General features: G+C 40.4%; 26 protein-coding genes. 3 read left to right on the forward strand and 23 right to left on the reverse strand.

The annotated features are described in order from the left end of the window. Positions 1 to 15: 15 nt before the first annotated feature. The 11 genes from OM33_RS00155 to trmJ form a co-directional block, all read right to left on the reverse strand. Complete coding sequence (locus tag OM33_RS00155) at positions 16 to 1,086, reverse strand: phosphotransferase enzyme family protein (RefSeq protein ID WP_038642816.1); 1,071 nt, start codon at positions 1,084 to 1,086, stop codon at positions 16 to 18. Positions 1,087 to 1,111: 25 nt separating this feature from the next. Continuing rightward, positions 1,112 to 2,008 carry an NTP transferase domain-containing protein gene (locus OM33_RS00160; RefSeq protein WP_199922464.1) on the reverse strand — a complete coding sequence of 299 codons (897 nt, stop codon included), beginning with the start codon at positions 2,006 to 2,008 and terminating at the stop codon, positions 1,112 to 1,114. Positions 2,009 to 2,102: 94 nt separating this feature from the next. After that, on the reverse strand, positions 2,103 to 2,480 hold the full coding sequence (locus OM33_RS00165; RefSeq protein WP_038637179.1) for a SpoIIAA family protein: 378 nt from the start codon (positions 2,478 to 2,480) through the stop codon (positions 2,103 to 2,105). 127 nt (positions 2,481 to 2,607) lie between these two features. Then, entirely contained in the window at positions 2,608 to 2,946 is a 339-nt protein-coding gene (gene fdx / locus OM33_RS00170) for an ISC system 2Fe-2S type ferredoxin (RefSeq protein WP_038637182.1), read from the reverse strand. Between the two features lies 1 nt (position 2,947). After that, on the reverse strand, positions 2,948 to 4,807 hold the full coding sequence (gene hscA / locus OM33_RS00175; RefSeq protein WP_038637185.1) for a Fe-S protein assembly chaperone HscA: 1,860 nt from the start codon (positions 4,805 to 4,807) through the stop codon (positions 2,948 to 2,950). 16 nt (positions 4,808 to 4,823) lie between these two features. Further along, complete coding sequence (gene hscB / locus OM33_RS00180) at positions 4,824 to 5,351, reverse strand: co-chaperone HscB (RefSeq protein WP_038637188.1); 528 nt, start codon at positions 5,349 to 5,351, stop codon at positions 4,824 to 4,826. A gap of 67 nt (positions 5,352 to 5,418) precedes the next feature. Continuing rightward, the gene (gene iscA / locus OM33_RS00185; protein ID WP_038637191.1) at positions 5,419 to 5,742 is read right to left on the reverse strand and encodes an iron-sulfur cluster assembly protein IscA; all 324 of its coding nucleotides are present in this window, start codon (positions 5,740 to 5,742) and stop codon (positions 5,419 to 5,421) included. Positions 5,743 to 5,745: 3 nt separating this feature from the next. Then, on the reverse strand, positions 5,746 to 6,129 hold the full coding sequence (iscU, locus tag OM33_RS00190; RefSeq protein WP_038637193.1) for a Fe-S cluster assembly scaffold IscU: 384 nt from the start codon (positions 6,127 to 6,129) through the stop codon (positions 5,746 to 5,748). Positions 6,130 to 6,160: 31 nt separating this feature from the next. Further along, the gene (locus OM33_RS00195; RefSeq protein WP_038637196.1) at positions 6,161 to 7,378 is read right to left on the reverse strand and encodes an IscS subfamily cysteine desulfurase; all 1,218 of its coding nucleotides are present in this window, start codon (positions 7,376 to 7,378) and stop codon (positions 6,161 to 6,163) included. A gap of 19 nt (positions 7,379 to 7,397) precedes the next feature. Next, positions 7,398 to 7,898 carry a Fe-S cluster assembly transcriptional regulator IscR gene (gene iscR / locus OM33_RS00200; protein WP_038637200.1) on the reverse strand — a complete coding sequence of 167 codons (501 nt, stop codon included), beginning with the start codon at positions 7,896 to 7,898 and terminating at the stop codon, positions 7,398 to 7,400. Between the two features lie 185 nt (positions 7,899 to 8,083). After that, on the reverse strand, positions 8,084 to 8,824 hold the full coding sequence (gene trmJ / locus OM33_RS00205; protein ID WP_038637203.1) for a tRNA (cytosine(32)/uridine(32)-2'-O)-methyltransferase TrmJ: 741 nt from the start codon (positions 8,822 to 8,824) through the stop codon (positions 8,084 to 8,086). 252 nt (positions 8,825 to 9,076) lie between these two features. Between trmJ and suhB the strand changes: the two genes are divergently transcribed. Further along, positions 9,077 to 9,880 carry an inositol-1-monophosphatase gene (gene suhB / locus OM33_RS00210; protein ID WP_038637206.1) on the forward strand — a complete coding sequence of 268 codons (804 nt, stop codon included), beginning with the start codon at positions 9,077 to 9,079 and terminating at the stop codon, positions 9,878 to 9,880. Positions 9,881 to 9,926: 46 nt separating this feature from the next. Here suhB and OM33_RS00215 read toward each other — a convergent pair whose 3' ends face one another. From OM33_RS00215 to queA, 8 genes are all read right to left on the reverse strand, one after another. After that, positions 9,927 to 10,766, reverse strand: a complete 840-nt coding sequence (locus OM33_RS00215; RefSeq protein WP_038637209.1) for a substrate-binding periplasmic protein — start codon at positions 10,764 to 10,766, stop codon at positions 9,927 to 9,929. 89 nt (positions 10,767 to 10,855) lie between these two features. Then, positions 10,856 to 12,640, reverse strand: coding sequence for a GGDEF domain-containing protein (locus OM33_RS00220; RefSeq protein WP_038637212.1), 1,785 nt, complete (start codon positions 12,638 to 12,640; stop codon positions 10,856 to 10,858). A 120-nt stretch (positions 12,641 to 12,760) separates the two neighbouring features. Next, complete coding sequence (locus OM33_RS00225) at positions 12,761 to 13,291, reverse strand: hypothetical protein (RefSeq protein ID WP_038637215.1); 531 nt, start codon at positions 13,289 to 13,291, stop codon at positions 12,761 to 12,763. A 110-nt stretch (positions 13,292 to 13,401) separates the two neighbouring features. Further along, complete coding sequence (gene secF / locus OM33_RS00230) at positions 13,402 to 14,343, reverse strand: protein translocase subunit SecF (RefSeq protein WP_038637218.1); 942 nt, start codon at positions 14,341 to 14,343, stop codon at positions 13,402 to 13,404. Between the two features lie 9 nt (positions 14,344 to 14,352). After that, positions 14,353 to 16,212: a protein translocase subunit SecD gene (secD, locus tag OM33_RS00235; protein WP_081990976.1), complete on the reverse strand. Its 1,860-nt coding sequence runs from the start codon at positions 16,210 to 16,212 to the stop codon at positions 14,353 to 14,355. A gap of 15 nt (positions 16,213 to 16,227) precedes the next feature. Then, positions 16,228 to 16,563 (reverse strand): preprotein translocase subunit YajC, encoded by a 336-nt coding sequence (gene yajC / locus OM33_RS00240; protein WP_038637224.1) that lies wholly within the window; start codon positions 16,561 to 16,563, stop codon positions 16,228 to 16,230. Positions 16,564 to 16,585: 22 nt separating this feature from the next. Then, positions 16,586 to 17,713 carry a tRNA guanosine(34) transglycosylase Tgt gene (gene tgt, locus OM33_RS00245; protein WP_038642818.1) on the reverse strand — a complete coding sequence of 376 codons (1,128 nt, stop codon included), beginning with the start codon at positions 17,711 to 17,713 and terminating at the stop codon, positions 16,586 to 16,588. A 202-nt stretch (positions 17,714 to 17,915) separates the two neighbouring features. Continuing rightward, complete coding sequence (gene queA / locus OM33_RS00250) at positions 17,916 to 18,953, reverse strand: tRNA preQ1(34) S-adenosylmethionine ribosyltransferase-isomerase QueA (protein ID WP_038637226.1); 1,038 nt, start codon at positions 18,951 to 18,953, stop codon at positions 17,916 to 17,918. Positions 18,954 to 19,206: 253 nt separating this feature from the next. On the opposite strand from queA, the gene OM33_RS00255 reads away from it, so the two are divergent. Together OM33_RS00255 and OM33_RS00260 are read left to right on the forward strand one after the other, a co-directional pair. Next, on the forward strand, positions 19,207 to 21,705 hold the full coding sequence (locus tag OM33_RS00255; protein ID WP_038637229.1) for an EAL domain-containing protein: 2,499 nt from the start codon (positions 19,207 to 19,209) through the stop codon (positions 21,703 to 21,705). Positions 21,706 to 21,834: 129 nt separating this feature from the next. Further along, positions 21,835 to 22,041 carry a hypothetical protein gene (locus tag OM33_RS00260; protein ID WP_038637232.1) on the forward strand — a complete coding sequence of 69 codons (207 nt, stop codon included), beginning with the start codon at positions 21,835 to 21,837 and terminating at the stop codon, positions 22,039 to 22,041. 45 nt (positions 22,042 to 22,086) lie between these two features. Here OM33_RS00260 and OM33_RS00265 read toward each other — a convergent pair whose 3' ends face one another. The 4 genes from OM33_RS00265 to OM33_RS00280 form a co-directional block, all read right to left on the reverse strand. Further along, entirely contained in the window at positions 22,087 to 22,965 is an 879-nt protein-coding gene (locus OM33_RS00265) for a hypothetical protein (RefSeq protein ID WP_038637235.1), read from the reverse strand. Positions 22,966 to 22,967: 2 nt separating this feature from the next. Further along, positions 22,968 to 23,582, reverse strand: a complete 615-nt coding sequence (locus OM33_RS00270; protein WP_038637239.1) for a hypothetical protein — start codon at positions 23,580 to 23,582, stop codon at positions 22,968 to 22,970. Then, a complete protein-coding gene (locus OM33_RS00275) occupies positions 23,575 to 24,123 on the reverse strand; it encodes an RNA polymerase sigma factor (protein ID WP_038637242.1) in 549 nt (182 codons plus the stop codon). The genes OM33_RS00270 and OM33_RS00275 overlap by 8 nt, the downstream gene beginning before the upstream one ends. Positions 24,124 to 24,201: 78 nt before the next feature. Then, positions 24,202 to 25,110 (reverse strand): hydrogen peroxide-inducible genes activator, encoded by a 909-nt coding sequence (locus OM33_RS00280; protein ID WP_038637245.1) that lies wholly within the window; start codon positions 25,108 to 25,110, stop codon positions 24,202 to 24,204. Positions 25,111 to 25,198: the final 88 nt, after the last annotated feature.

Consider the following 25,198-nt stretch of genomic DNA (forward strand, 5'->3'; position numbering starts at 1 on the left):
TTCGCTACCTTTTATTTATTTGAACAAAATCGCTTTCAATGTTTGCTCTTTTTTAAGTAAATCTTGATACAGTGCAAATTGGTTGCGCGCACGGTCTAGATTGTGATGTTCACGGTGAATTGTGAAATAGTTATCACCATCAAGATAGTCTGTTAAAAAGCGCACGCCAATCATAAAGGTCATCACTTTTGCACCTAACCAAAAGCTTTGCTTTTCTTTATCTGACAATACTTTTTTGAGTGGTTCAACGTAACCCTCAACAATTGAAGCAAAAATGTTTTCACGGACTTTAACCTTGTCTAAGTCAGTTGAGTCTTCCGCTTCTGGTGAACAAAATGTACGAACCATATCGCCGAAGTCAAACATCCAGTAGCCCGGCATACAAGTGTCTAAATCTATCACTGCTTTTGCTTGGTCTGACTTTTTACAAAATAACATGTTATTGATTTTTGTATCATTGTGGCAAGCGCGTATTGGCAAGTCAGGCACAATGGCGTCAATTTCATCAAGTAAATGACGTTGTTGTTGGCAAAATGCAATGTCATCTTCACACAATGCAACACGAGCAACTTTGTCAGCTGCCACAGCCTTATCCAGCGCATTAATGCGCATTGAAAGATTATGAAAATCTGGAATAACTGTTTTTAAACTATCTGCTTCAAAGTCATTAAGAGCTTTTGCAAATTGGCCAAATGCGCCTGCAGCAATTTTTGCTTTTTCAGTGCTCTTAACAACATCCTCACTATAACTGCCACCAATAAACTCAAGCGCGCGCCAGGTTTCACCATTAAGACGAATTAAATGACTATCATCTTGCGTTGCTACGTGTTTAATAACATCAAGATCATAAGCATTTTTTGCTGCTTTTTTAGTAAGGTGTTTTTCAATTTTACGGGCATTTGACACCAATGCATCCGAGTCAGGAAATACCTGAGTATTTAACTTTTGTACGACTAAATGTTTGTTAGGCGAACTGAGTAATAATGTTGTATTAATATGGCCACTGCCAATTGGTTTAATTGAAATATCTGTTTGTCCTAACCCGTATTGGTTAGACAAAACTAATGCTTGCTCTTGATACGTCATTGTAATCTCTGCAACTGCTTTGTTTTTACTCATTTAATTGCGTAGCCACTCGGTCTAAATCATCGCTATAGGTTACACCCAGCCACTTATCCTTGGCAGGTAATAACTCGACAATTTGCCCTTGGTTGGCAATTAAATACTGAATTTGGTCTGGCAAGAAAAACTCACCTTTGATAGCGCTGTCATCATCTTTTAGAAAATCGATAAATCCATCTTCTAATTGGTTAAATATATCAAAACCAAGCGCCCAAATTGTCATTGATGCATACGCCTCTGGTACAAGTGACACTCTATCACCAGAAACAGTTTCACCGTTAAGATCTGCATCAATATTTAATACTTCTGTAATGTCGTTTAATAAAAAGCCATTTAGCTGACAAATACCGCGGTTTACACCGCCTTGCTCTGTCAATGTGCTGGCCAGTGGATAACCGAGTAAACGCCAACTCCCATTATCTTGCCAACCACCTAGAAGTGTCGAAAAAGCATGTTTACCGTAATAGTCATCCGCAGTGATTACAACACAATGTGACTTAACGTATGGCTTAGCAGCTAACAGCGCATGCCCTGTTCCCCATGGTTTTTGTCTATCTAAGCTTTTTGCTGCGTAATGCGGTGGCACATCGGCGATTGACTGAATTGCCAATTCAACGGTGAGTTTAGAATTTAACCTTGGAAGTATTTGCGTCTCAACAGCATGCTTTATGGTTGAATTAATGACTAGTACTAGGTGGCGAATGCCCGCATCAAATGCATCTTGAATACTTAATTCAAGTAGTGTTTTACCAATACCAGGCACTTCAGCAAGCTGTTTATTGCCACCGAAACGTCGCCCTAAGCCACCTGCCAAAATAACCAAACTGACATTGCTTGGCTCAATATTCAAACGAGACTGGCTGTTACCTTTACTTCCATGCACCATGAATTTTGCAGCATTATTAAACTAAACAAACGATAAATTCTACAATTCTTTTGGTGCAATTGCATTAACTAATTTAATGCAACAATGTAACTAGCTATTGGCTTTCTAGCCATACGAGTGCATCGTGATGATTATCGAATGACTGGATCTCACCAGGCATAAACCAATTGGAAACTTGAGCAACTCCTTTTTGCCAACGCAATGAACAAATCACCGCTACCTTGTCAAATTCACGGCGGTGTTTCATGCCAAACTTAAAATCATCCCATGCGGCATTCATTGTCCAACCATCTAACTCTGTAATATCAATCAGCACATTAAGGTGGGGTTCTTTTACTTCACTGAGCGCGGATTCAATGGTTGGGATCATATACTCATAATCATCGTGATGTAGCGTACCAAAAGCGCGAATATGGATAAAAAACGTGCTTTTAACACGACTCAAACCAATGCTAATTCCATGTGGTTTCATGTGTGTTCCTGCTCTTAATTGGATCGTTAGGTTAATCAAAAAAGAATCAATCTACTTTGATATTAGACAAATTTCAGACAAGAAAAAAGCGCTCAAAGAGCGCTTTTAGAAAAAGTTAATGAAGCAATCAGTGCTCTTCATTGACAATATTTAAATTGTACTTTGGAATTTCAACTACCAAGTCCTCATCAGCGATAACTGCCTGACAGCCAAGACGCGATTCAGGCTCTAAGCCCCACGCTTTATCAAGCATGTCATCTTCTAGCTCATCGCTTTCTTCTAGCGAGTCAAACCCTTCACGCACAATGACATGGCATGTTGTACAAGCGCATGACTTTTCACACGCATGTGGGATAGAAATGCCATTTTTAAGTGCGACATCAAGTACCGTTTCACCTGTTGGCGCTTCAATTGCGGCGCCTTCCGGACAAAGCTCTTCATGTGGTAAGAAAATAATTTGTGGCATATTAAACCTCATCTACCGACTGGCCAGTTAAAGCCTGTTTAATTGAATCGTCCATACGGCGTGATGCAAACTCACTGCTTGCTTTATCAATTGCTTCGATGGCTGATTTTAATTGGTCTGGCGTTGTCGCCGTTTCGCGAAGCACTGCAAGTTTGCTGATTTCGCTTTCTAATTCACTTTTCTCATCGCTTGAAAGTAAGTGACCACTTTGTGCAATTGATGCGCTAAGCGCTTCGATTACACGAAGTGCCTCAACTTGCTGTTCTTTTAACATACGTGCTTGCATATCGTCTTTGGCATTTACCATAGACGATTTAATCATATCAGCAACTTGGTCATCCGATAAACCAAACGATGGTTTAACCTGAATTTCTGACTGCACACCGGTTGATTTTTCCATGGCGCTAACACTTAACAGGCCATCTGCATCCACTTTAAAGGTCACGCGAATATGTGCCGCACCCGCAGCCATTGGCGGAATGCCTTTTAAACTAAATTTAGCCAGCGAACGGCAATCATCTACCAGTTCACGTTCACCTTGCAGCACATGCAGCGACATTGCTGTTTGGCCATCTTTAAAGGTGGTAAATTCTTGTGCGCGAGCAACAGGGATAGTGGTGTTACGTGGAATAATTTTCTCAACCAAACCACCCATGGTCTCTAAACCAAGTGACAGTGGTAACACATCTAGTAGTAACATATCTGAATCTGGCTTATTGCCTACTAAGATATCAGCTTGAATTGCTGCACCCAGTGCAACAACTTGGTCAGGGTCGATTGAAGTTAATGGTTCTTGTCCGAAGAATTCCCCCACTTGCTCACGTACGATTGGCATACGTGTAGAGCCACCGACCATCACAACTTCAAGCACCTCATCTTTTTCAACACCTGCATCTTTTAACGCACGGCGTGAAGCACGCAGTGTTTTCTTAACTAAGCTTTCAGCTAATTGGTTGAAGAAATCTTTAGTGACTTCAATAGTAAACTGCTTGTCACCTAAATCTAAACCAACATTTACAAGATTGTAGCTAGTAAGTGCTTCTTTACATGCACGCGCTTTTTCCATAAATAAACGTAATGTATCGGCATTCGGTGTTTCAATGCCCGTTTGCTCTTTAAAGTAATTTACCAATAGAGCATCAAAGTCATCACCACCCAGTGCAGAATCACCACCGGTTGCCAATACTTCAAAAACACCTTTATTTAAGCGCAGAATTGATACATCAAAGGTACCGCCACCTAAGTCATAAACGGCAATAACACCTTCCTTACCTGAATCTAAGCCATAAGCAACTGCCGCTGCGGTTGGCTCGTTAAGTAAACGAAGGACTTTTAAGCCAGCAAGCTCTGCGGCATCTTTGGTGCCTTGACGCTGCGCATCATCAAAATACGCAGGTACAGTGATAACCGCACCGGTAATTTCTTCGCCGCCAAAACTATCCATTGCTCGTGCTTTCAGTGATTTTAAAATCTCGCTCGACGCTTGAATCGGGTTGATATGCCCCTGACGTGTTTGAATTGCTAGTACGTCGTTTTCATTGCTAAATTGATACGGTAGGCTATCGGTAATTTCACTGATTTCTTGGAATGATTTACCAAGAAAACGCTTTACTGAAATTAAGGTATTTGCAGCATCCAGTGGCGCATCTTTCTTGGCTTTTTCGCCAACGGTAATGTCGCTTTCACCATAATGCACTGCTGAGGGTAACATTGTTTTACCCATTAAATCTGGCAGCACTTTGCTCTGGCCACTTTGTACCGTTGCTACCAGCGAGTTCGTGGTTCCTAAGTCAATGCCAACTGCTAATTTATGCTCATGAGGAGATGCACTTTGGCCTGGTTCTGCTATTTGGAGTAACATGTTTCTCGCGTCCTAATTAGTCATCGAAAAGCGAATCTTCGATGCGCTCTAATTCTTCTCGTAATTTATAAATAAACTTAAGTTTGCGTACAATATCTGCAGCAATTAATAGCTCGCTTTGCTCGTCACTGTCGATGTATTTCTTAAGCTCAGCATAATAGTCCTGATGAAGTGCTTTGACATGACTTTCAAATTGCTCAATGGCCGCTTCCGGATCGGCTGCATCCGTTATTTCGCTAAGCTCTTCACGTAGTTCCATTTGTTGCATTAAAAACTCTGGGTCTTGCAACGTTTGCTGCTCGGCACGAATATCAATGTGCTTTTCAGCAAGCATATATTCTGCGCGTTTTAGAGGCTGTTTCAGAATTTGTAAGGCGTCGTTTAATTCAGCAGTCTTTTGTACCGCAAGTAATTGTTGCTGCGCACTTAAGCTAGCATGGCGATCTGGGTGAAGTATTTTTTGCAGTTCGAGGTAGCGAGCATTAATCGTATTGAGATCAACATCAAATTGAACAGGGATTGCAAATAACTCAAAGTATTTCATAGTAACGAAAAATCCTCGCTCTTAATTGCACACAAGCCCCGCAAATGCAGGGATTAAACAGGGTGTTTTATACAGTGAAGCTTTCGCCGCAACCACACTCACCATTTTGATTTGGGTTATTAAACTTAAACCCTTCGTTTAGGCCTTCTTTAACAAAATCCAGCTCAGTGCCATCGATGTAGACAAGGCTTTTGCCATCGACAATAACAGTTACGCCATTGTGCTCAAAAGTTTCATCGCCATCAGCAAGTTCATCAACAAACTCTAAAACATATGCTAGGCCTGAACAGCCTGTTGTTTTAACACCAACGCGAAGGCCAAGACCTTTACCGCGATTGGTTAAAAATGAACGTACGCGATCTGCTGCTGCATCTGTTAAAGTAATTGCCATAGATTATTCACCGTGCTTTTTTTTGTAATCAGCAATTGCTGCTTGAATAGCATCTTCCGCTAAAATTGAGCAGTGAATCTTAACAGGCGGAAGCTCTAATTCTGCTGTGATATCTGTATTTTTGATCTCACCAGCTTCATCTAAGCTTTTACCTTTAACCCATTCAGTTACCAGTGATGATGATGCAATCGCACTACCACACCCGTATGTTTTGAACTTCGCATCTTCGATAATACCGTCGTCAGATACTTTAATTTGCAACTTCATTACGTCACCACACGCTGGTGCGCCAACCATGCCCGTTGCTACGCTTGGGTCGTTCTTATCTAAAGAACCAACGTTACGTGGATTCTCAACATGGTCAATTACTTTTTCACTATATGCCATTGCTTATTACCTCAATACCCAATTCATTTAATTAGTGGTGTGTCCACTCAACTGACTCTAAATCAACACCGTCTTTAAACATTTCCCATAAAGGAGACATTTCACGTAAACGGCCAATTGAGTCTTTGATTAGCTGAACAGTGTAGTCAATCTCTTCTTCAGTCGTAAAACGACCGATACTAAAACGAATTGAGCTATGCGCTAATTCGTCGTTGCGGCCAAGAGCACGCAACACATAAGATGGTTCTAAACTTGCTGATGTACATGCTGAACCCGATGATACTGCAATATCTTTAAGCGCCATAAGTAGCGACTCACCTTCAACATAGTTGAAAGAAATATTCACAATGCCAGGCACTGATTGGTCAGGTGTACCATTGAAGTATACTTCTTCAATATCAGACATAATGCCGTCGATTAAACGCTTACGTAGTGCACTAATATGTGCGTGATCTTTATCGAAGTCTTCATTTGCAACTTTGAACGCCTGACCCATACCTACGATCTGGTGTGTCGCTAATGTACCTGAACGCATACCACGTTCATGACCACCACCGTGCATTTGCGCTTCTAAACGTGCGCGCGGCTTACGACGAACGTAAAGTGCACCAATACCTTTCGGGCCATACACTTTGTGGCCAGAGAAAGACATAAAGTCTACTTTAAGTGCTTGCATGTCGATTTTTACTTTACCTGCACTTTGTGCACCATCAACATGGAACATAATTTTACGTTCGCGACACATTTCGCCAATTGTCGCGATATCTTGCACTACACCTAGCTCGTTGTTTACATGCATTACACTTACTAATACAGTGTCATCACGCATTGCAGCTTCTAGCTTTTTAAGGTCTAGTAAGCCATTTTCTTCAACGTCCATATAGGTTACTTCAAAACCTTGACGTTCAAGTTCGCGACACGTGTCTAAAACAGCCTTGTGTTCAGTTTTAACTGTGATTACGTGCTTACCTTTCTTCGCATAGAAGTTTGCAGCACCTTTAATTGCCAGGTTATTTGATTCTGTAGCACCAGAAGTAAATACGATTTCACGCGGGTCTGCGTTAATTAACTCAGCGATATCATGACGTGCTTGGTCAACCGCTTCTTCTGCTTGCCAACCAAAACGGTGTGAACGAGAAGCAGGGTTACCAAAATTGCCATCCATTGTTAAACACTGCATCATAGCCTCAGCTACACGCGGATCGACAGGGGTTGTGGCGGCATAATCTAAATAAATTGGTAACTTCATATTTACTTGCTCCGAATTGCTACATTTGGCAACTAATGTTGATATTTTCCAGTTGGCTGAGTGATTTTTCAACGGCCTTTTCCACCGCTTGATCTTGACGATCGGCAACGCGTTGCACATCTTTTTTGGCAACGAGCTCAGCTAACGTAATACTGTTTAAAAACTCTTCGATGCGCTGACTTAACTCACTCCATAGTGAATGCGTTAAACAACGAACACCATTTTGGCAATCGCCTTCACCACCACAACGAGTGGCATCTACCGATTCATTGACTGCAGATATTATATCGCCTACTGAAATGTCTGAGGCTTCTTTGCCAAGTAAATAACCACCACCTGGACCACGAACAGAGCGCACTAAGTCTTGCTTACGCAAACGCGAAAATAACTGCTCAAGGTATGAAAGTGAGATATCTTGTCTTTCTGAAATTTCAGCAAGGGGAACTGGGCCAATTTTAGTATGAAGCGCAACGTCTAATAATGCAGTAACTGCATATCGACCTTTCGACGTTAATTTCATGCTAAGCCCCCATAATCAATAAGAGTGCGAATTTTAATTACCTGACTAAGATAGTCAAGTATTTATTGTACGCACTTAGGTTATTCTTTAGTCGCGTTGTTTCTCATGCTGCGAGTAATAACCTAGTAATTTACTCAGGTATTAGTTTAATTACCTGAGTAAATTAGTCAAGTATTATATTTAGGCTAGCTATTGTCTTTTTTCACAACTGATTTATCAATTGACGTCAAAATACCACGTAAGATGTTTAGCTCTTGCTCTTCTGGACGTGCACGGTTAAACAAACGGCGTAATTTAGTCATTACCTGACCAGGATGTTGCTTAATAATAAAACCCGTCTCAGACAGAGTGCTCTCAAGGTGTTGATAGAATAATTCCATTTGCTCAGAGCTTGGGTAAACCGTGTCATCTTGCTCAACAGGCTGGTCAACTTTTGCCAAATAACGCATACGCGTTTCATAACATAACGTTTGTACTGCCATCGCTAAATTTAATGATGAGTATTCAGGGTTGGCAGCAATGCATACGTGATAATTACATAACTGAAGTTCTTCATTGGTTAAGCCACTATTTTCACGACCAAAAACTAAAGCCACATCACCTTCTTGCTCAGTGCCAGCTAATAGTTTTTCACCACATTCTACTGGGTCTACCATTGGCCAAGATAGTGTGCGTGAACGTGCACTGGTACCAATTACCGTATTACAGTCTGCAATCGCCTCTTGTAACGTATCCACCACAACGGCGTTTCCTAGTACATCAGTAGCACCAGCGGCTAACGCACTTGCATGACTATCTACCGGGTTAACAGGATCAACTAAATAAAGTTTACTAAAGCCCATTGTTTTCATTGCGCGAGCAACTGAACCAATGTTACCTGTGTGCGAAGTATTAACCAGTACAATACGAATTTTATCTAGCGTCATGTTACGTTTTAAACTCTGAAATTTAATCTGGCGCGGATTTTAGCCTACTCATCAATAAATTTCGACTATTACACTGCGATTAGCGATTTTTTAGCACACCAGTTTGATTAATTGTTAACCAGAGATTAAATTTATTATTTTGGTTTACAACAGCAAAAAAGTCGCTAAAATAGCGCGGCTGAACTGAGAGGTGACCAATTTAAGGCACAACTTAGTAGTTAATGAGTTCTTTTAAAACCTAAAGGTAAAGCTATGCATCCAATGTTAAACATTGCGGTTCGCGCTGCGCGAAATGCAGGTAAAGTTATTCTTCAGAAATTTGAAGAGAAAGATAAAGTTGAAGTACTTCAAAAAGGTAGCAACGACTTTGTAACTAACGTAGACAAAGACGCGGAAGCAATGATTCGCGACACGATTTTAAAGTCTTACCCTAAGCATAGCATTGTAGGCGAAGAGCTAGGTCAACAACTTGGCAGCGACGCTGATTACCTTTGGGTTATCGATCCACTTGATGGCACAACTAACTTCATCAAGGGCATTCCACACTTCGCAGTATCAATTGCATTAAAAGTTAAAGGCCGTACTGAGCAAGCGGTAGTTTACGATCCGATCCGTGGTGAGCTATTCACTGCAACTCGTGGTCAAGGCGCGCAACTTAACAGCAAGCGTATTCGTGTAAATAAAGCTACTGACTTGTCAGGAACTGTGTTAGCGACAGGCTTCCCATTCAAGCAAAAGCATCACATTGAAGAATATATGAATGCATTCAGTGCGTTATTTGTTCACACAGCTGATATGCGTCGTGCTGGTTCTGCAGCGCTAGATTTAGCATATGTTGCTGCGGGCCGTGTTGATGGCTTCTTCGAAATTGGTTTAAAACCTTGGGATACAGCTGCAGGTCAACTACTTGTTAAAGAAGCGGGTGGTTTGGTAACTGACTTTGCTGGCGGCAACAACCAAGATAAGTCAGGTAATATTGTATGTGGTGCGCCAAAACTTGCACAAGCGATTGTGAAAGAGCTTCGCCCACATTTAAGCGATGCATTACTTAAATAATCGCAGGTTTTAATTAGGTTTTATAATAAGGAAGCAAATTGCTTCCTTATTTTTTGTACCACAGTAATGTGTTATCTAATATTGCTCGATTAGGAAAGTAATCGTTCTCGAGTAAATGTGATTGCCTTGTTTCAAGCTTGAGCTTAGATAGCGTCTCAGCAAAGTAGTCATCAAACAATTTATCAAAACGACCATCAGCTATCATTTTCATTAAGCCCTTTTCTAACGCACTGGCTAGTTCAGCTTTATCATTATTAACAAAAAAATAAAACGCCGCTGGGTAAGTGAAAAGGTGTTGCTGCTCAATACTTAATCCTAAGCGCTTAAATCTCTCGAGCTCATCCTGAATTTCAATGACAGAGCGGGGAAAATAATCAACCTGACCACGTGAAAGCACTGTAAACATGGCACGATAATTTGCTGAGGGTTTTACTCGGTAATCATTTTGCGCCAGTATCTTAGTGTCTGGCCAATCATGTCCTTGTATTGCTGTAAGTTGCTTTAATTGCTCTGTACTTAAAGAGCTAAACTCGGGCTGTCTGTTTGCTTGGATTAAAGCTATACGCTTACCGATTAAACCTTTAAAAATAGGCACATGAATTGCTGTTGCAATTGTTTCGCGATCAGGGCTTGTCATGCCCCAATGAATATCCACATCGCCTTTGCTTAATTTGAGCAGTGTACGCTGCTGGTGAGGATGCACTGGCACATGCGTTAATTTATAAGCACTTTTAGGCAATGCTTCTTCTAATAAGCTCACAATATAATGATCACGAGGATACAACTCACGCTGCTCTTTGGCTACCTTGACAACTTCCAATGCCTCAGTGGAATAAGCGAAAAGAAAAAGCAAAAAAGAGACACAAGATACTCGCGATAAAATCATATTACTTGCCTTTACATGCTCAAGTAATAATAAGTTAAAACAACTTGTTGATGAGGTAAAGCAATTGTTTTACACCTCATCCATGCATGTCATTTGGCAACAGGTAAGCGCACTATTGCCATCGCTGGCCGGCGTCGTTTACAAATAAATAGATGACTTTTAACAAAGCGCTTTGCTTCTTTTTTTGCATCGGTAGCAAGTGCAGCAACTTGATGGCTATTTTCGCAATGTTCTACGTCAGGGTTTACTAAGCCTATCGACAACGTTAGCAGAGGTACAAATTTCTTTTCACCTTCGCGGTTTGTAGCCCAATAACCACCCGCAGCAACATGCTCAGGTGTGAAATAAGCTTTTACAGCAAATTCAAATTCCGTAATAATTTGTTGGCACAAAGATTCCCCAATGCCACTTGGGCAGACCAACATAAAATCATCGCCACCAATGTGCCCGATAAAGCAGTCTTTGCGATTGCACACACGACGACATATTTCGGCCAGTAGTTTTATTACCATATCACCACTGGCATAGCCATAAAGGTCGTTAAACTGTTTAAAGTGGTTTAAATCGATATACGCAAGTTCAAAGTTTTGTTTTGCATTTAAACGTCGCTCGATGTTGTCGTTGATTGCCACATTGCCCGGCAACATGGTCAGAGGGTTTGCATGCTGCGCATTTTTAATTTTTTCATCAGTAATATGTTTTAAAATATCGCGAATGGGCACCACACCTAAATAAACACTTTCCTGCGTAACAATAATATAGCGGCGAATATCAAAATCTGAGTCCGTAATTTTTTGACTTACCGAGTCTAACGCTGTCAATCGATCCACAACTAGTGGCTGGCTATCCATAATTTCAGTAACTGAATGCTTAGCATGAAGTGCTGCCCCATAAGTAGATGAGAAAATTTCCGACAATTGATCGCGATGTAAAATACCTATCGGACGGTCATCTTGATTCAATACAACTAAGCTTTGCAACTGTTTATCCTGCTCAAAGTATTGCTTTGCTTTGCCACAATTTGTGGTTGCTAAAATTGATTGCTGACTAATGAGTAAATTACCAATGTAGCGAGCATAGTTTTGCGTATTTCGAGGAATATCAACAAGCTTTTGTGCTGCAATGCATTCATCAAAGCTTTGACAAGGAGAAATAGACGGTCGCTCTAATAAAAAGCCTTGGGCTAACTCAACCCCTAAATTTTTTAATAATTCAAGCTCTTGTGTGCGCTCGATACCCTCAGCAATAACACGGGTATTGGTGATTTTTGCAAGTTCTAAAATCGACCTTAAAAACTCTTTTTTAACCACACTTTTATCACAGTGATCAATAAAGTAACGGTCAATCTTTACAATATCAGGTTTTAATTCAGACCATTGTTTTAAACCACTATAACCAGAACCAAAATCATCAATGGCGATATGTAGCCCTAAATCGCGATAATGTTTGATTGCTTCAAACAGCAGATCATTTTCACAAAGTGGTTCACGCTCAGTGATTTCAATCACAACACGTGACGTTGGCAAGTTGTGTTTTGCTAATAAATGTAATGTTTCCCCTTTGGGGTGTGTTGCTTGCAGCAAAGTCGTAGGGCTAACATTGATAAAAAGCTTGCCAGGCAGGCCTTGATTAACAAAGTTTTCAATGGCTTTTTCACGACACAAGAGTTCAAGTTCGGAAAGGCAACCATCTTTTTCGGCTTGTTCAAAAAGGGCTAGAGGATTGAATAAACTTGAGTTTTCTGGACCACGTGAAAGCGCTTCGTAGCCAAGTACCGTTTCTTTTTCAATATCCAGAATGGGTTGGAACAGCGTCGTGATCAGGCGTTCAGACAGTATTGCTTTTAAGCTGTTTGATTGTTTCAAGTTTTGCATAATTCACCTCTTTACGGATGGCGAATATAGCAATTGATAGTGACAAAAATATGTCAGAAACTAACTATCAGAAAAGGTTGTAATTTTTTCAATATAAAATCACAACCTTTTGAATTTAATTTAGTTTAAAGCTTTTTCAACCTGTGAAAAATGTGCAATAACTTCGATGATTTCGAGCTCGGCACTAGCACGCATTTCGCTGTCTTTGATGCCCATTGTTGCCATTGCTTGCACAGTTGCAGGATGCACTAACAAGTCTTTAGCATGATAACAGTTCGGGTCATCAAAGGTCGGTAGTTTACCATCTTCATGATAACCTGATTCAATTTCTGCCAAAGGCAGTGTCGGTATAATGTCTGCTGCGTTATTAAGTGCCGTTAAATAGTCATTACATTTTGGGTGCTTAACAATAAACTGCGAAATAATCTGTTTTGAATTCGCAACTAATGCAGCAGATTTTTGAACAATATCAGCGTCAGGCTTTTCAGCTTTTATCATTGCTACCAGCTCTTTTGCACCTGCTTTATAAGCAGCTAACTCTTGGTTAATAGCTGGCGCTTCAGCCACTACCTCTGCGTTTGTTTGTTTCTCTCCACATGCTGTTAACAGTGATGCGGCCATGAGAGAAACCAAAACAGATAACTTTTTCATCTTAATGCCTTTGAGAATGTTTATCATTTTCAGTAATAATACTAAAGACAAAAAAAAAGACCAGCTCTAACACCGGTCTTTTTCAGAATTATTACAAAATTACCAAATAATTATGGCATATTGTCAAATTCAGCACCTTCTTTCTCAACTTCTTCAGGGATCAAATCTTCTTTGCTGATGCCCATCATGACGGCAACCGAGCTGGCTACGTATACAGATGAGTAAGTACCAATAAATACACCAAACAGAAGTGCTGTTGCAAAACCATGAATAGTTTCGCCGCCCCACACAAATAGTGCAACAAGTACTAAGATAGTTGTGATTGATGTTACTAACGTACGGTTTAACGTTTGAGTTAGTGAAATATCAACAATTTCAATGGTATCGTCGATGCGGATTTTACGGAAGTTTTCACGAATACGGTCAGATACAACAATCGTATCATTAAGTGAATAACCAATAACCGCCAGTACCGCCGCAAGTACGGTTAAGTCAAACGGTAGCCCTAAAATTGAGAAAAGACCTACGGTTAACAGCACATCGTGCGCAAGCGCCGCTACTGCACCAATCGCAAAACGCCATTCAAAGCGCAGTGCTACATAAAGCAAGATACAAATTAGCGCCGTTAGCATTGCTAAGCCACCTTGCTCTTTAAGGTCTTCACCAACACTTGGACCAACGAATTCAATTGAGCGAATCTCAACTTGTTGACCGGCTTGCTCTAAAATATCAAGCACTTGGTTACTGATCATATCAGCCTTTTCGCCTTCACGCGGTTCAAGACGAATTTTTACGTCTTTACTCGAACCAAACAGCTGCACCTGAGCATCAGGGAAACCATTTTCATGAAGCGCTGAACGCACAACTTTAAGATCAGCTGCTTGCTCAAAACCCACTTCCACCGTCGTACCACCGGTGAAATCTAAACCAAAGTTCATGCCTTTGGTAAAAAACGAAACAAATGAAGCTAGGATCAACAGTGTTGAAATTGTCATTGCGATTTTACGCAATGACATAAACTTAAGTGTTTCATTTAACTTTAATAACTGCATCACACTCTCCTAGATAGATAACTTCTCAATGCGCTTACCACCAAGTAACGCGTTAACAATTGCACGCGTACCAACAATAGCAGTGAACATTGACGTTACAATACCGATAGCAAGAGTGATTGCGAATCCTTGAATAGGACCTGTACCAATAGCATACAAAATCACAGCGGCAATTAAGGTTGTGATATTAGCATCAAAGATGGTGCTAAATGCACTGTCATAACCATGGTGAATCGCTTGCTGTGGGCTTCGGCCATCGGCTAATTCTTCACGAATACGCTCAAAGATAAGTACGTTAGCATCAACTGCCATACCTACGGTAAGTACAATACCTGCAATACCAGGTAAGGTGAGTGTTGCACCTGCAAGTACAGACATTGCACCAACAATCAACACAAGGTTTAAGCCCAATGCAATATTTGCGATTAAACCAAAGCCTTTGTAGTAAAGCAGCATAAATACCAGTACGAAAATAAAGCCAAGTACTACTGCTGTAATACCTTTCTCAACGTTTTCTGCACCCATGCTTGGACCAATGGTACTTTCAGCAACAATTTGAATTGGCGCTACAAGTGCACCGGCACGCAACATTTCAGATAAATGTTGTGCTTTTGCTGGTGTATCAATACCGGTAATTTGGAAACGACGACCTAAACGTTCGTTGATTGTTGCTTGGTTAATCACTTCCTCATGTTTAATTGGCGGAAGCGCTTTACCATTTTCATCAACCTTGCCCGATGGACGGTATTCGATAAACACAATCGCCATTAAGTTACCTACTTCATCTTTAGTAAATGCAGCCATTTTTGAGCCGCCTTTGCTATCAAGCTGTAAGCTAACTTGTGGACGTTGATATTGGTCATAACCCGCTTGTGCGCCGGTAATATGAGAACCTTCAAGCATCACGCGCTTTTTAAGTAGTACAGGGCGACCGAATTGGTCATTGATTACTTCTGAGCCCGGTGGCATACGGCCTGCTAACGCGTCACGTACGTCGTTGTCTTGGTCAACCATGCGTAGTTCAAGCGTTGCTGCAGAACCTAAAATTTCTTTTGCACGTGCAGGGTCTTGAATACCTGGTAATTGAACTAAAATACGCTCTTTACCTTGGCGTTGAACGTTTGGTTCAGCCACACCAATTTGATTAATACGCTTGCGGATAATGATTAAGTTCTGAGAAATAGCGTAATCACGAATTTCTTTTAACTTCGCTTCAGTTAAACGCGCAGTAAACGCCAACTCATTGCTGCGGTCATCACGAAACTCAAGCGTTGGGTTGTTCTTTTGCAGATAGCTTTCCGCCGCATCTTTGTCTTCGCTATTGCGGAAAACAAGTTGCACACGATCTGCATTTGCTACTTCACGAATGCTGCGGTAGCGAATTTTCTGTTCACGTAAGTCAGAACGGAAATCTTGTTGCATTTGCTTCAGCTGGTTGTTGATCGCTGTTTGCATATCAACTTCCATCGTAAATTCAACACCACCACGTAAATCTAGACCTAACTTCATCGGCGCACCGCCCAAGTTTTCAAGCCATGCTGGCGTTGAAGGAGCAGAGTTAATCGCGGCGATATAGTTAGCGCCTAGGCTTTCGCTTAGTACGTCTTTCGCTTTTAATTGGGTTTCTACATCGTTAAAACGAATTAAGACTTGTTCATTTTCTAGTTTGATTGATTTAGCATCAAATCCATCTTTCGTTAAAACGTCTTTTACTTTGTCGAGGTCAGCAGTTTCAATCACTGCGCCCCGCGCACCTGAAATTTGTACGGCAGGATCGCTACCGTACATATTTGGTGCAGCGTAAAGCATACCGAGCAATACTACTGCAACCACCATCAAGTACTTCCATAATGGGTACTTATTAATCACAACGTGTTCCTTTGATTAAAGTGCTTTCATTGTGCCTTTAGGCAGCACAGCTGAAATTGAACCTTTTTGCACAGTTACGTTAGCTTGGTCGTTAAGTGCAACTACAACAAAATCTTTGTCGTCAGATACTTTCACGATTTTACCAACTAAACCGCCAGCAGTTAGCACTTCATCACCTTTTGCCAATGCCGACATTAGGTTTTTATGCTCTTTAACACGCTTAGCCTGTGGACGGTAGATTAGGAAGTAAAATACTAAACCGAAAATACCAAGCATGATTAGCATTTCCATACCACCACCTGCAGGTGGTGCACCAGCACTAGCATGCGCACTTGAGATAAATAAACTCATGGTTAATTCCTCTTAAATTTTATTAGTCTTCAATTTGTTTTAATTCGGGTACAGGCAAGTCACGTCGTGCATAAAAATCAGCAACAAACTCATCTAATTTGTTTTCTGCAATCGCATTACGCAGGCCTTCCATTACACGTTGGTAATAACGTAAGTTATGAATGGTGTTTAAACGTGCACCTAATATTTCATTGCACTTATCTAAATGATGTAAATAAGCGCGAGAGAAGTTTTGACAAGTATGGCAATCACACTCAGGGTCTAGCGGTCCCGTATCCGTTTTATGCACCGCATTACGGATTTTGATAACACCTGTGGTGATAAACAGGTGACCATTTCGTGCGTTACGCGTTGGCATAACACAGTCAAACATATCAATACCGCGGCGAACCGCTTCTACTAGGTCTTCAGGTTTACCAACACCCATTAGGTAACGCGGTTTATCTTCTGGCATTTTGTAAGCGCAATGATCAAGAATTTTAATCATTTCTTCTTTTGGCTCACCCACCGATAAACCACCTAAGGCATAACCATCAAAACCGATTTCTTCTAAGCCTTTTTGTGAAATTTCACGCAGCTCTGGATACATACCACCTTGAATAATGCCGAAAAGCGCAGATGGATTATCACCGTGACCTTCTTTAGAGCGTTTAGCCCAGCGCAGCGATAATTCCATTGAATCACGCGCTTCTTTTTCCGTTGCAGGGTACGGCGTACATTCGTCAAAAATCATTACGATGTCTGAACCTAAATCACGCTGTACTTGCATTGCTTTTTCTGGTGAAAGCATGATTTTTTCACCGTTTACTGGTGAGCGGAACATTACCCCTTCTTCAGAGATTTTGCGCATTTCACCTAAGCTGAATACCTGAAAACCGCCTGAATCAGTAAGAATTGGTTTATCCCAACCCATAAAATCGTGTAAATCACCATGCTGTTTGATGATTTCAGTACCTGGGCGAAGCATTAAGTGAAAGGTGTTACCTAGGCAGATTTCAGCACCCGTGCCTTTTAACTCTTCAGGAGTCATACCTTTAACGGTACCGTAAGTACCCACAGGCATAAATGCTGGTGTTTCTACAACACCACGATCAAAAATCAAACGGCCGCGACGCGCTTTGCCATCTGTATTGTCTAATTCAAATTTCATAAAAACCTCAAATGCCGGAAAAACAGTCCAACTTTTGCTCAACTTTAACAACTGAGCGTAAAATAATCGGTCGATTTTACCTGCTTTGACAGCACAATACTATGGATATAGGGATGAGATAACAGAAATAAAAGTGGAAAGTGACATTTACATGTAAAGCGATGTAACAGGGTTACATCGCTAAGAATTTATAGCGCGTAGATTAACTCTCTTTTTTCGTTAAGAACATCGCATCGCCATATGAGAAAAAGCGATATTTTTCAGCTATCGCAGTTTGATAGGCATTCATAATATTGTCTTGACCCGCAAAGGCACTTACCAACATGATTAGCGTTGATTCTGGTAAGTGGAAGTTGGTGATCATGGCGTCGACAACTTGGAACTCATAACCTGGAAAGATAAAAATGTCCGTATCACCATAAAACGGGGCAAGCTCACCATCTGATTTCATCGCTGCTGACTCAAGTGAACGCATTGACGTGGTACCGACTGCAACTACACGGCCACCGCGTTCACGACACGCTTTAATTTGAGCAACCACTTGTTCTGGTACTTCGATGTACTCTGAGTGCATATGATGATCTTCAATTTTATCAACACGCACTGGTTGGAATGTACCAGCGCCGACATGCAAAGTGACAAAGCCTAAATCAACCCCTTTTGCTTTTAATTTTTCAAGTAATGAATCATCAAAATGCAAACCCGCTGTTGGCGCAGCAACCGCCCCAGGCTTTTCACCATAAACAGTCTGATAGCGGTTACGGTCTTTTTCATTATCAGGGCGGTCAATGTATGGCGGAAGAGGCATATGACCAATGCGGTCTAGAATATCAAGCACGCCCTCTTCACCTTCAAACTTCAGTTCAAATAGTTCACCTTGGCGACCTTGCATTACCGCAGTTGCGCTCCCTTCTAAAATAAGCTCATTACCTACTTTAGGAGATTTATTGGCACGCACATGCGCAAGCACTGTGTGTTTATCGACGACACGTTCAACTAACACTTCAACTTTACCACCTGATGTTTTTTGGCCAAACATACGCGCAGGAATAACTTTCGTATTATTAAAAATAATCAGGTCGTTAGGATTAACAAAGTCCAATACATCAGCAAACGTATGGTGCGTAATTTCGCCACTATTACCTTCTAGTTTTAATAACCTACTTGCTGTGCGCTCTTCCATTGGAAAGCGAGCAATTAGTTCATCAGGTAATTCAAAGTTAAAATCAGCAACACGCATCTAGTATTCTCACTTGGTTGTCAGTACTCAGGGGATACTTGGTTAAAGTCGCGCCGATTCTAGTGTTAGTAGTGATTTAAATCAAGGAAAACAGGCAGCACAAAATATAACCTACTGTATTAAAAGAGATAGATTTTTGACCAAATTGAAATTGCCATTTTTACTTGAGTTAAACCCCTAAACTCGGTATCTTCTGGCATTTGAAAATCAACATTACCATGGAGCGGTGAACTGATTTAGAGGTACAGTTTCAATGTCGAATAAGCTTAAATTACTGGTAGTTACGCCAGATATTAAGCTATCAACCCAACTAGTTGATGCGTTAAAAGATGTCGATGTTTTTGATATTGAGCTTAAAAATAATAGCCTCGAAGCCCTCGATCTATTAAAAAAACAGCCTGTAAATCTGATAATTACCGACTTAGCGATTGGTGAAATAGATGGCTGGCGTTTTTCACGCATGGTACGTTCAGGATTACTGGCCTCAGCAAAAAATACACCGATCGTTTTAATCCCTCCAACTTATTGCGAACGAATTGCCGAAACAACAGCCCGTGCTTATGGCATTGATGCAATTTTACAGCACGATAAATTAAAAACGCTTCCTCATTTATTGGCTAATATTCTTTCTGAACACATGGACAAAAGCAGTCGTCTACCCCTACTGCTGGTCGAGTCAAACGAAGAACGCGCGGCACAGATTACTCACGATTTAGAATTAGGTTTTTCGATTACCACCGTAGATAACTGTGCAAATGCCCAAACCCTAATCCAACAATATAAATATGCCATTGTATTGATTGATGCAACACATGGTAGCTTTGACCGTGTTAATCGCTTTTTGCAAGAGCTCAGAATTCATCGCCCTAATCAAGCAGTTGTCACCATAATTGATAGCCAAGATGCTGACTTCGCAGAGCGATTACTTTTACTTGGTGTCACTGACTTTATTCGGTTGCCATTCAATCATAATATTATCAATAAAGTGTGCGAACAGGCGGCGCGACGCGAAGATTTTATGGTGAGCTATGATGATTTCGCTGAAAAAGTTGAATTACTCAGTAAAAGCCAACAAGGATATAAGGATTTATTCTCGGCACACCAGCGTATTTTAATGCACCTAAATACTGCGGTAATTGAAATTGACCAAGCTCAGAATATTTGCTTTTTGAACCCGGCATGGGAAGCGCTCACTGGTAATGGGCTTCAGTCGAGTATTGGAAAACCCCTCGCAAGCTTTTTTTCCGAAAAAGATGCTATCAAATTAAATGAACTCATTACATCAATTAAGGTAATACCTGGCAGCAAGAATAAAGCAGAACTGCAAATTAATCATAAATCAGGACATCAGATCTGGATTGAATGTAAATTACAGTCGATAAAAGAAGCGCATGTAAAAAGTAACATTACCCTAAGTATTGATAATATTGATGAACGCAAGCAAGCTGAATTCAGCCTACAACATTTAGCGCATCACGATACATTAACTAACTTACACAACCGCTATTTTTTCGATCAACAACTCAATCATTTTTGTAAAAAAGTTGCTGATAAACAAGAGCATGCGCTACTGTATATCGACTTAGATCACTTCAAAATTATTAATGATTCGCAAGGCCATCAACAAGGCGATAAAGTTCTTAAAAAAGTTGCTAAGCTATTTGAGCAGTGCGTCTCAGGTGATGCATTAGTCTGTCGATTAGGTGGCGATGAGTTTGCCATTATTTTAGAAAATACCGATTTACTCGATGCCCATATGATCGGTGAAAGCTTATGTCAAACCATTGAAAACCAAAGCTTTCGCTTTGGTGATCAAAATTACTCTATTAGCTGCTCAATAGGTTTAACGCAAATTAATAGTAAAAACTGTGACGCCAGTGAGTGTTTAAAACAAGCTGATATTGCGCTCTATGTGGCCAAAAGCCGTGGTCGTAACATTGTTCATTGCTATTCAGAATCAGACGCCAACACTAAGCAACTGTTGTCGGGTATTACATGGGCACACAGCATTAAAGAAGCATTGAAAGCGCAAAGCTTAACCATGCATTTTCAGCCAATTTGGTGCTACAAAGAACAGAAAGTCAGTTATTACGAAGCGCTTGTTCGCTTGATTGTTAATGACGAGATTATCTACCCAAATCAATTCATCCCTTCACTTGAACTGGTGACAGATATTGATTTACTTGACCAAAATGTCATTGAAAAAACGATTGCACTGTTAGGTGAATACCCAGAACTTAATCGTGTTGCAATTAATCTATCTGCTCAAGCATTTAATAACGCCAACCTATTAAATATAATTGCAGAAAGTTTGAAGTTGCATAATGTAAGCCCAGAAAGGCTTACTTTTGAAATTACCGAATCAGCCAGTATTAGCAATTTAGTGGCAACTACTGCGATGATCACACAACTACAAAAAATAGGATGTCAGTTTTCCATTGATGACTTTGGCACTGGATTTAGTACCTTTAGCTACTTAAAACAACTACCTGCAAATCAAGTTAAAATTGATGGCTCATTTGTTAAAGATATGACCCAAGACAGCATTGATAAAGCTTTGGTAAATGCGATAAAAGACATTAGCCATTCACTTGGAAAAACCTGTGTTGCCGAATACGTTGAAGACCAAGAAACCTTTGAATTACTTGAGGAAATTGGCGTAGACTATGCGCAAGGATACTTCATTGGTAAACCCATTTCAGCGCCAGAAATCCGAAAACAAAAAAACATATCAACAAACTCAATTGCTTAACAATTTTTACAAACTAAATTAACAAAACAATAGGAAAGCGGATAAACAATAGGCTAAACTAATCCCATATGGACATACAATAAAGCCATTCAAATGAGTTGAATGCGTGAAGTTAAAACGGGAGGGACTATGGCACTATTTATTTTTTTATTGCTGTTCGCAAATGTCCTGATTTGCTACTTTTGTTATCTAAAAGCCACAGAGAAAGGTTACCCAAAAGTAATATTTGCAGTATTAGGAGCAATTCCTTATTTCAATCTAGTTGTACTTGTTTATCTGCTCTTTTTACCCAACGTCAAAGCAGACACTTTATTAAATTCAAAAGCCGCAAGTTAAGCGGCTTTTTTGTTTTTTCCATCGCGTTTTTGGAGACTTTGCGATTTAGAATGTATAACTCTTAGCACTTGCCAGGAGTTTTTTTGCATCCATATCACCCACAACACATTTATTGATTTGCGCTTTATTAAACACAAAGACTAAATCTTCTTTATTGCCGGTCGCATTATCAATAATAAAATTTACATACTGATTTTTGTTAAGTCCTTTTAATCCAGCGCCATAATCACACAAAGTTTGAGCAAGTGTGTTACTGACTACAAGAATATTTTGCTTGCGTACTTCAGCAGCTTGTTGCTGTTTTTCCTTTGTGGTTGATTTAATCTTATCTTTGGCATCGTCACGCTTATCACGTACTTCTGCTTTTTCTTTTTCCAACTTAGCTATTTTGGCTTCAAGCTTAGCGATTTCCTTTTTAACCGATTTATCTTCTTGCTCTTTTTGCGTATGTCTTCGCTCAAGGTTTAAATCGCGACGCGCGCGCTCTACTTCCCTGATTTGGAACTCAATCTCTCGTTCTTGCTCTGCAAATTCACGCATTCTTTCTGAAGATTCTCTTAGTGCCTCCATGGCATTTTGATATGTTTCATTCGCTAACTCGACAGTCATTTCTGTGGCGCGAATGACAACTTCATCATCTTCAAAATCTAAATCCGGCTCGGTAAAAAATTGTCGCCACCCGCCAAAACTACCTGAAATACCTTTTGCGCTAATATTAAAAACATAACCTTGTTCAGCTAAATAAGCGCCTTTAATTTGCCTAATGCGAATCCCTTTTTCAGCATCAATCGATGCTTTAAGGATATTGCTCATTATGCTAATTTCTCTTTGATTTTTACTTATTACATCACTTTCAGGCGCAGCCAATACCGCTTGTGAGGTTAATAACGTTAATGGAATCAAAAAACGTGCGTTCGTTTTCATAATTAATTCTCCCATAATTGGTTTTTGGCAATTGATGACTTAGGCTGATGTTCAACCTGTTGTGCCAGTTCATTGAGTTGCAGACGAATTAACGCCTGATCCTGTTTACGAATTTGGTTCAAATCAGCAACTAATGCTCCGATATCTTCCTTGCGCTCAAGTCGCCCTTGGTCAATTGCTTCTTTAACGAGAGCATAGGTCGCCTCAGCGTTTGACTTTTGTTGCTCTGCAAGCAGTGTGCGTAATTGCTCGTAAGTAACCGCAGGTGCGTCTTCTGACTCATGAAAGTTAATTGCAAAGCCTTCATCTGAGTAACTAATTTCGGCTCTAAAAAAGACTAATGAGCACATTACAAACGAACAGGCAAACGCAACTGGGGCAAACCATGTAACAAATCGGCTACTGATTGATGCAGGCTTTGGCTTTTCAAACCACGTTGCTTCCCTTTGCCAGTTCGGTACGGGTGTTTCTTGATACTCATTTGCGAGCGTTTGCCACTGTTGGCTATTTGCCAGTAATTCAGCGTAAACAGCATCTTGTTCTAACAAGCTTTTCTCTTCTGCTGAAAGCTGTCCACTTTCAAGCCACTTTTGGAAAATAATATCGAGATTAGCCATTTAGCACCTCCAAATCTTGACGCAGTTTCGACAATGCGGAATATAAACGGGATTTTACTGTATTGGTTGATACACCTAACTGCTCTGCTATTTGCTCAAAGGTAAATTGTTGGAAAAACTTTAATTCAACCACTTCTTTTTGCACCCAAGGTAAACCATTTAATAATTGCAAAACCTGCTTATTTTGCTGTGCCATAAACACCATGAAATCTGCTGATTCAGGCTCTTGTGTTTCTGCGATAAGCATCTCTTGCTTTTCTTCATCAAGCACTTTTTTAGCACGATAAAACTCAACGCAACGTCGGTTAGTAATCGCAATCGCCCATGTTTTAAAACTCGACTCAAAACGGTATTTATCCAATGAACGATAAATACTCATAAAGCTCTCTTGCATAATTTCGAGTGCATCATCTGGGTTACTTACCATACGCAAACAAGTGTGATAAATCGGTTTCTCGTATTGCTTAACTAATGAAAGCCATGCACGCTTGTCACCTTGCTGCGCTTTTTTTATTAACCCTTTTTCGCTTTGAAAGAACACATATTCCCCAGCTAATTGTTTCTCTGTTTAAGTAGTCGAGTACTGTTCGAAAAAAGTTTTAAATTTTTGAATCTTTTTTTAACGAGCACATTTTTCAGCAAAGAAAGGCTTTAACTTGTCGCACAACAAACGGAAGTCACGAATACGCCCTGACGTTTTGCGCCAAAGAATACCAATGTCACGATACGCGGTATCTTGAGCGGCATTAAACACCATAGGCTTATGGGCAAGAATACCGGCATTAATTGCCATCTGCGGCAAGAAGGTCACACCTAATTGCCTTTCAACCATACTGAGTAAAGTGTGTAAGCTCGCAGCTTCAAATGGATTGATACACTCACTTTTACTTAAATGACAGGCACTCAACGCATGATCGGTTAAGCAGTGTTCTCGCTCTAATAAAAACACGGAGGCAGGTGGTAACAAATTAAAATCTGTAATGCCTTTTGCAACATCATAATCCTGATGCATTACCATATTAAACGGGTCTTGCGCCAAGATATGGGTATGGAACTTTTTAGTGTTATAAGGCAATGCGAGTAACGCGACATCAACCTGTCCTTTCTCTAACTTATCCAGCAAGTTATCACTGGTGTCTTCTATTAACACTAACTCTAGTTCGGGAAACTCTGTGGCACATAAATGATAAAGGTCGGCGGCAATAAAGCTTGCTACCGTTGGAATAATACCGATGGTTAATTGGCCTTGCAGCGGGTTAAGAAAGCTTTTTGTGAGCTCTTTTACGCTGATGGTATCGTCAATAATTTTTCGCGCTCGTTCAACAACTTCCTCACCAATTGCGGTAAACATAATGCTGCGATTTTCACGCTCAATTAGCTGGCAACCTAGTGTTTCTTCTAGGTTTTGAATTGCACTACTGAGCGTTGATTGACCAATAAAACATGCCTCAGCAGCACGGCCAAAATGTTGGTGCTGATGCACCGCGAGTAAATATTGAAGTTGTTTGATACTTGGCAGGTTTTTCATCGTTATAACCGATTAAATTCGAATTAATCACGATAAAAACAAATTAACATCCGAAAATCAAATATGTCTTTGTAATTTAACCTGAACT

It is taken from the genome of Pseudoalteromonas piratica (assembly GCF_000788395.1).
GTDB classification, from domain to species: domain Bacteria; phylum Pseudomonadota; class Gammaproteobacteria; order Enterobacterales; family Alteromonadaceae; genus Pseudoalteromonas; species Pseudoalteromonas piratica.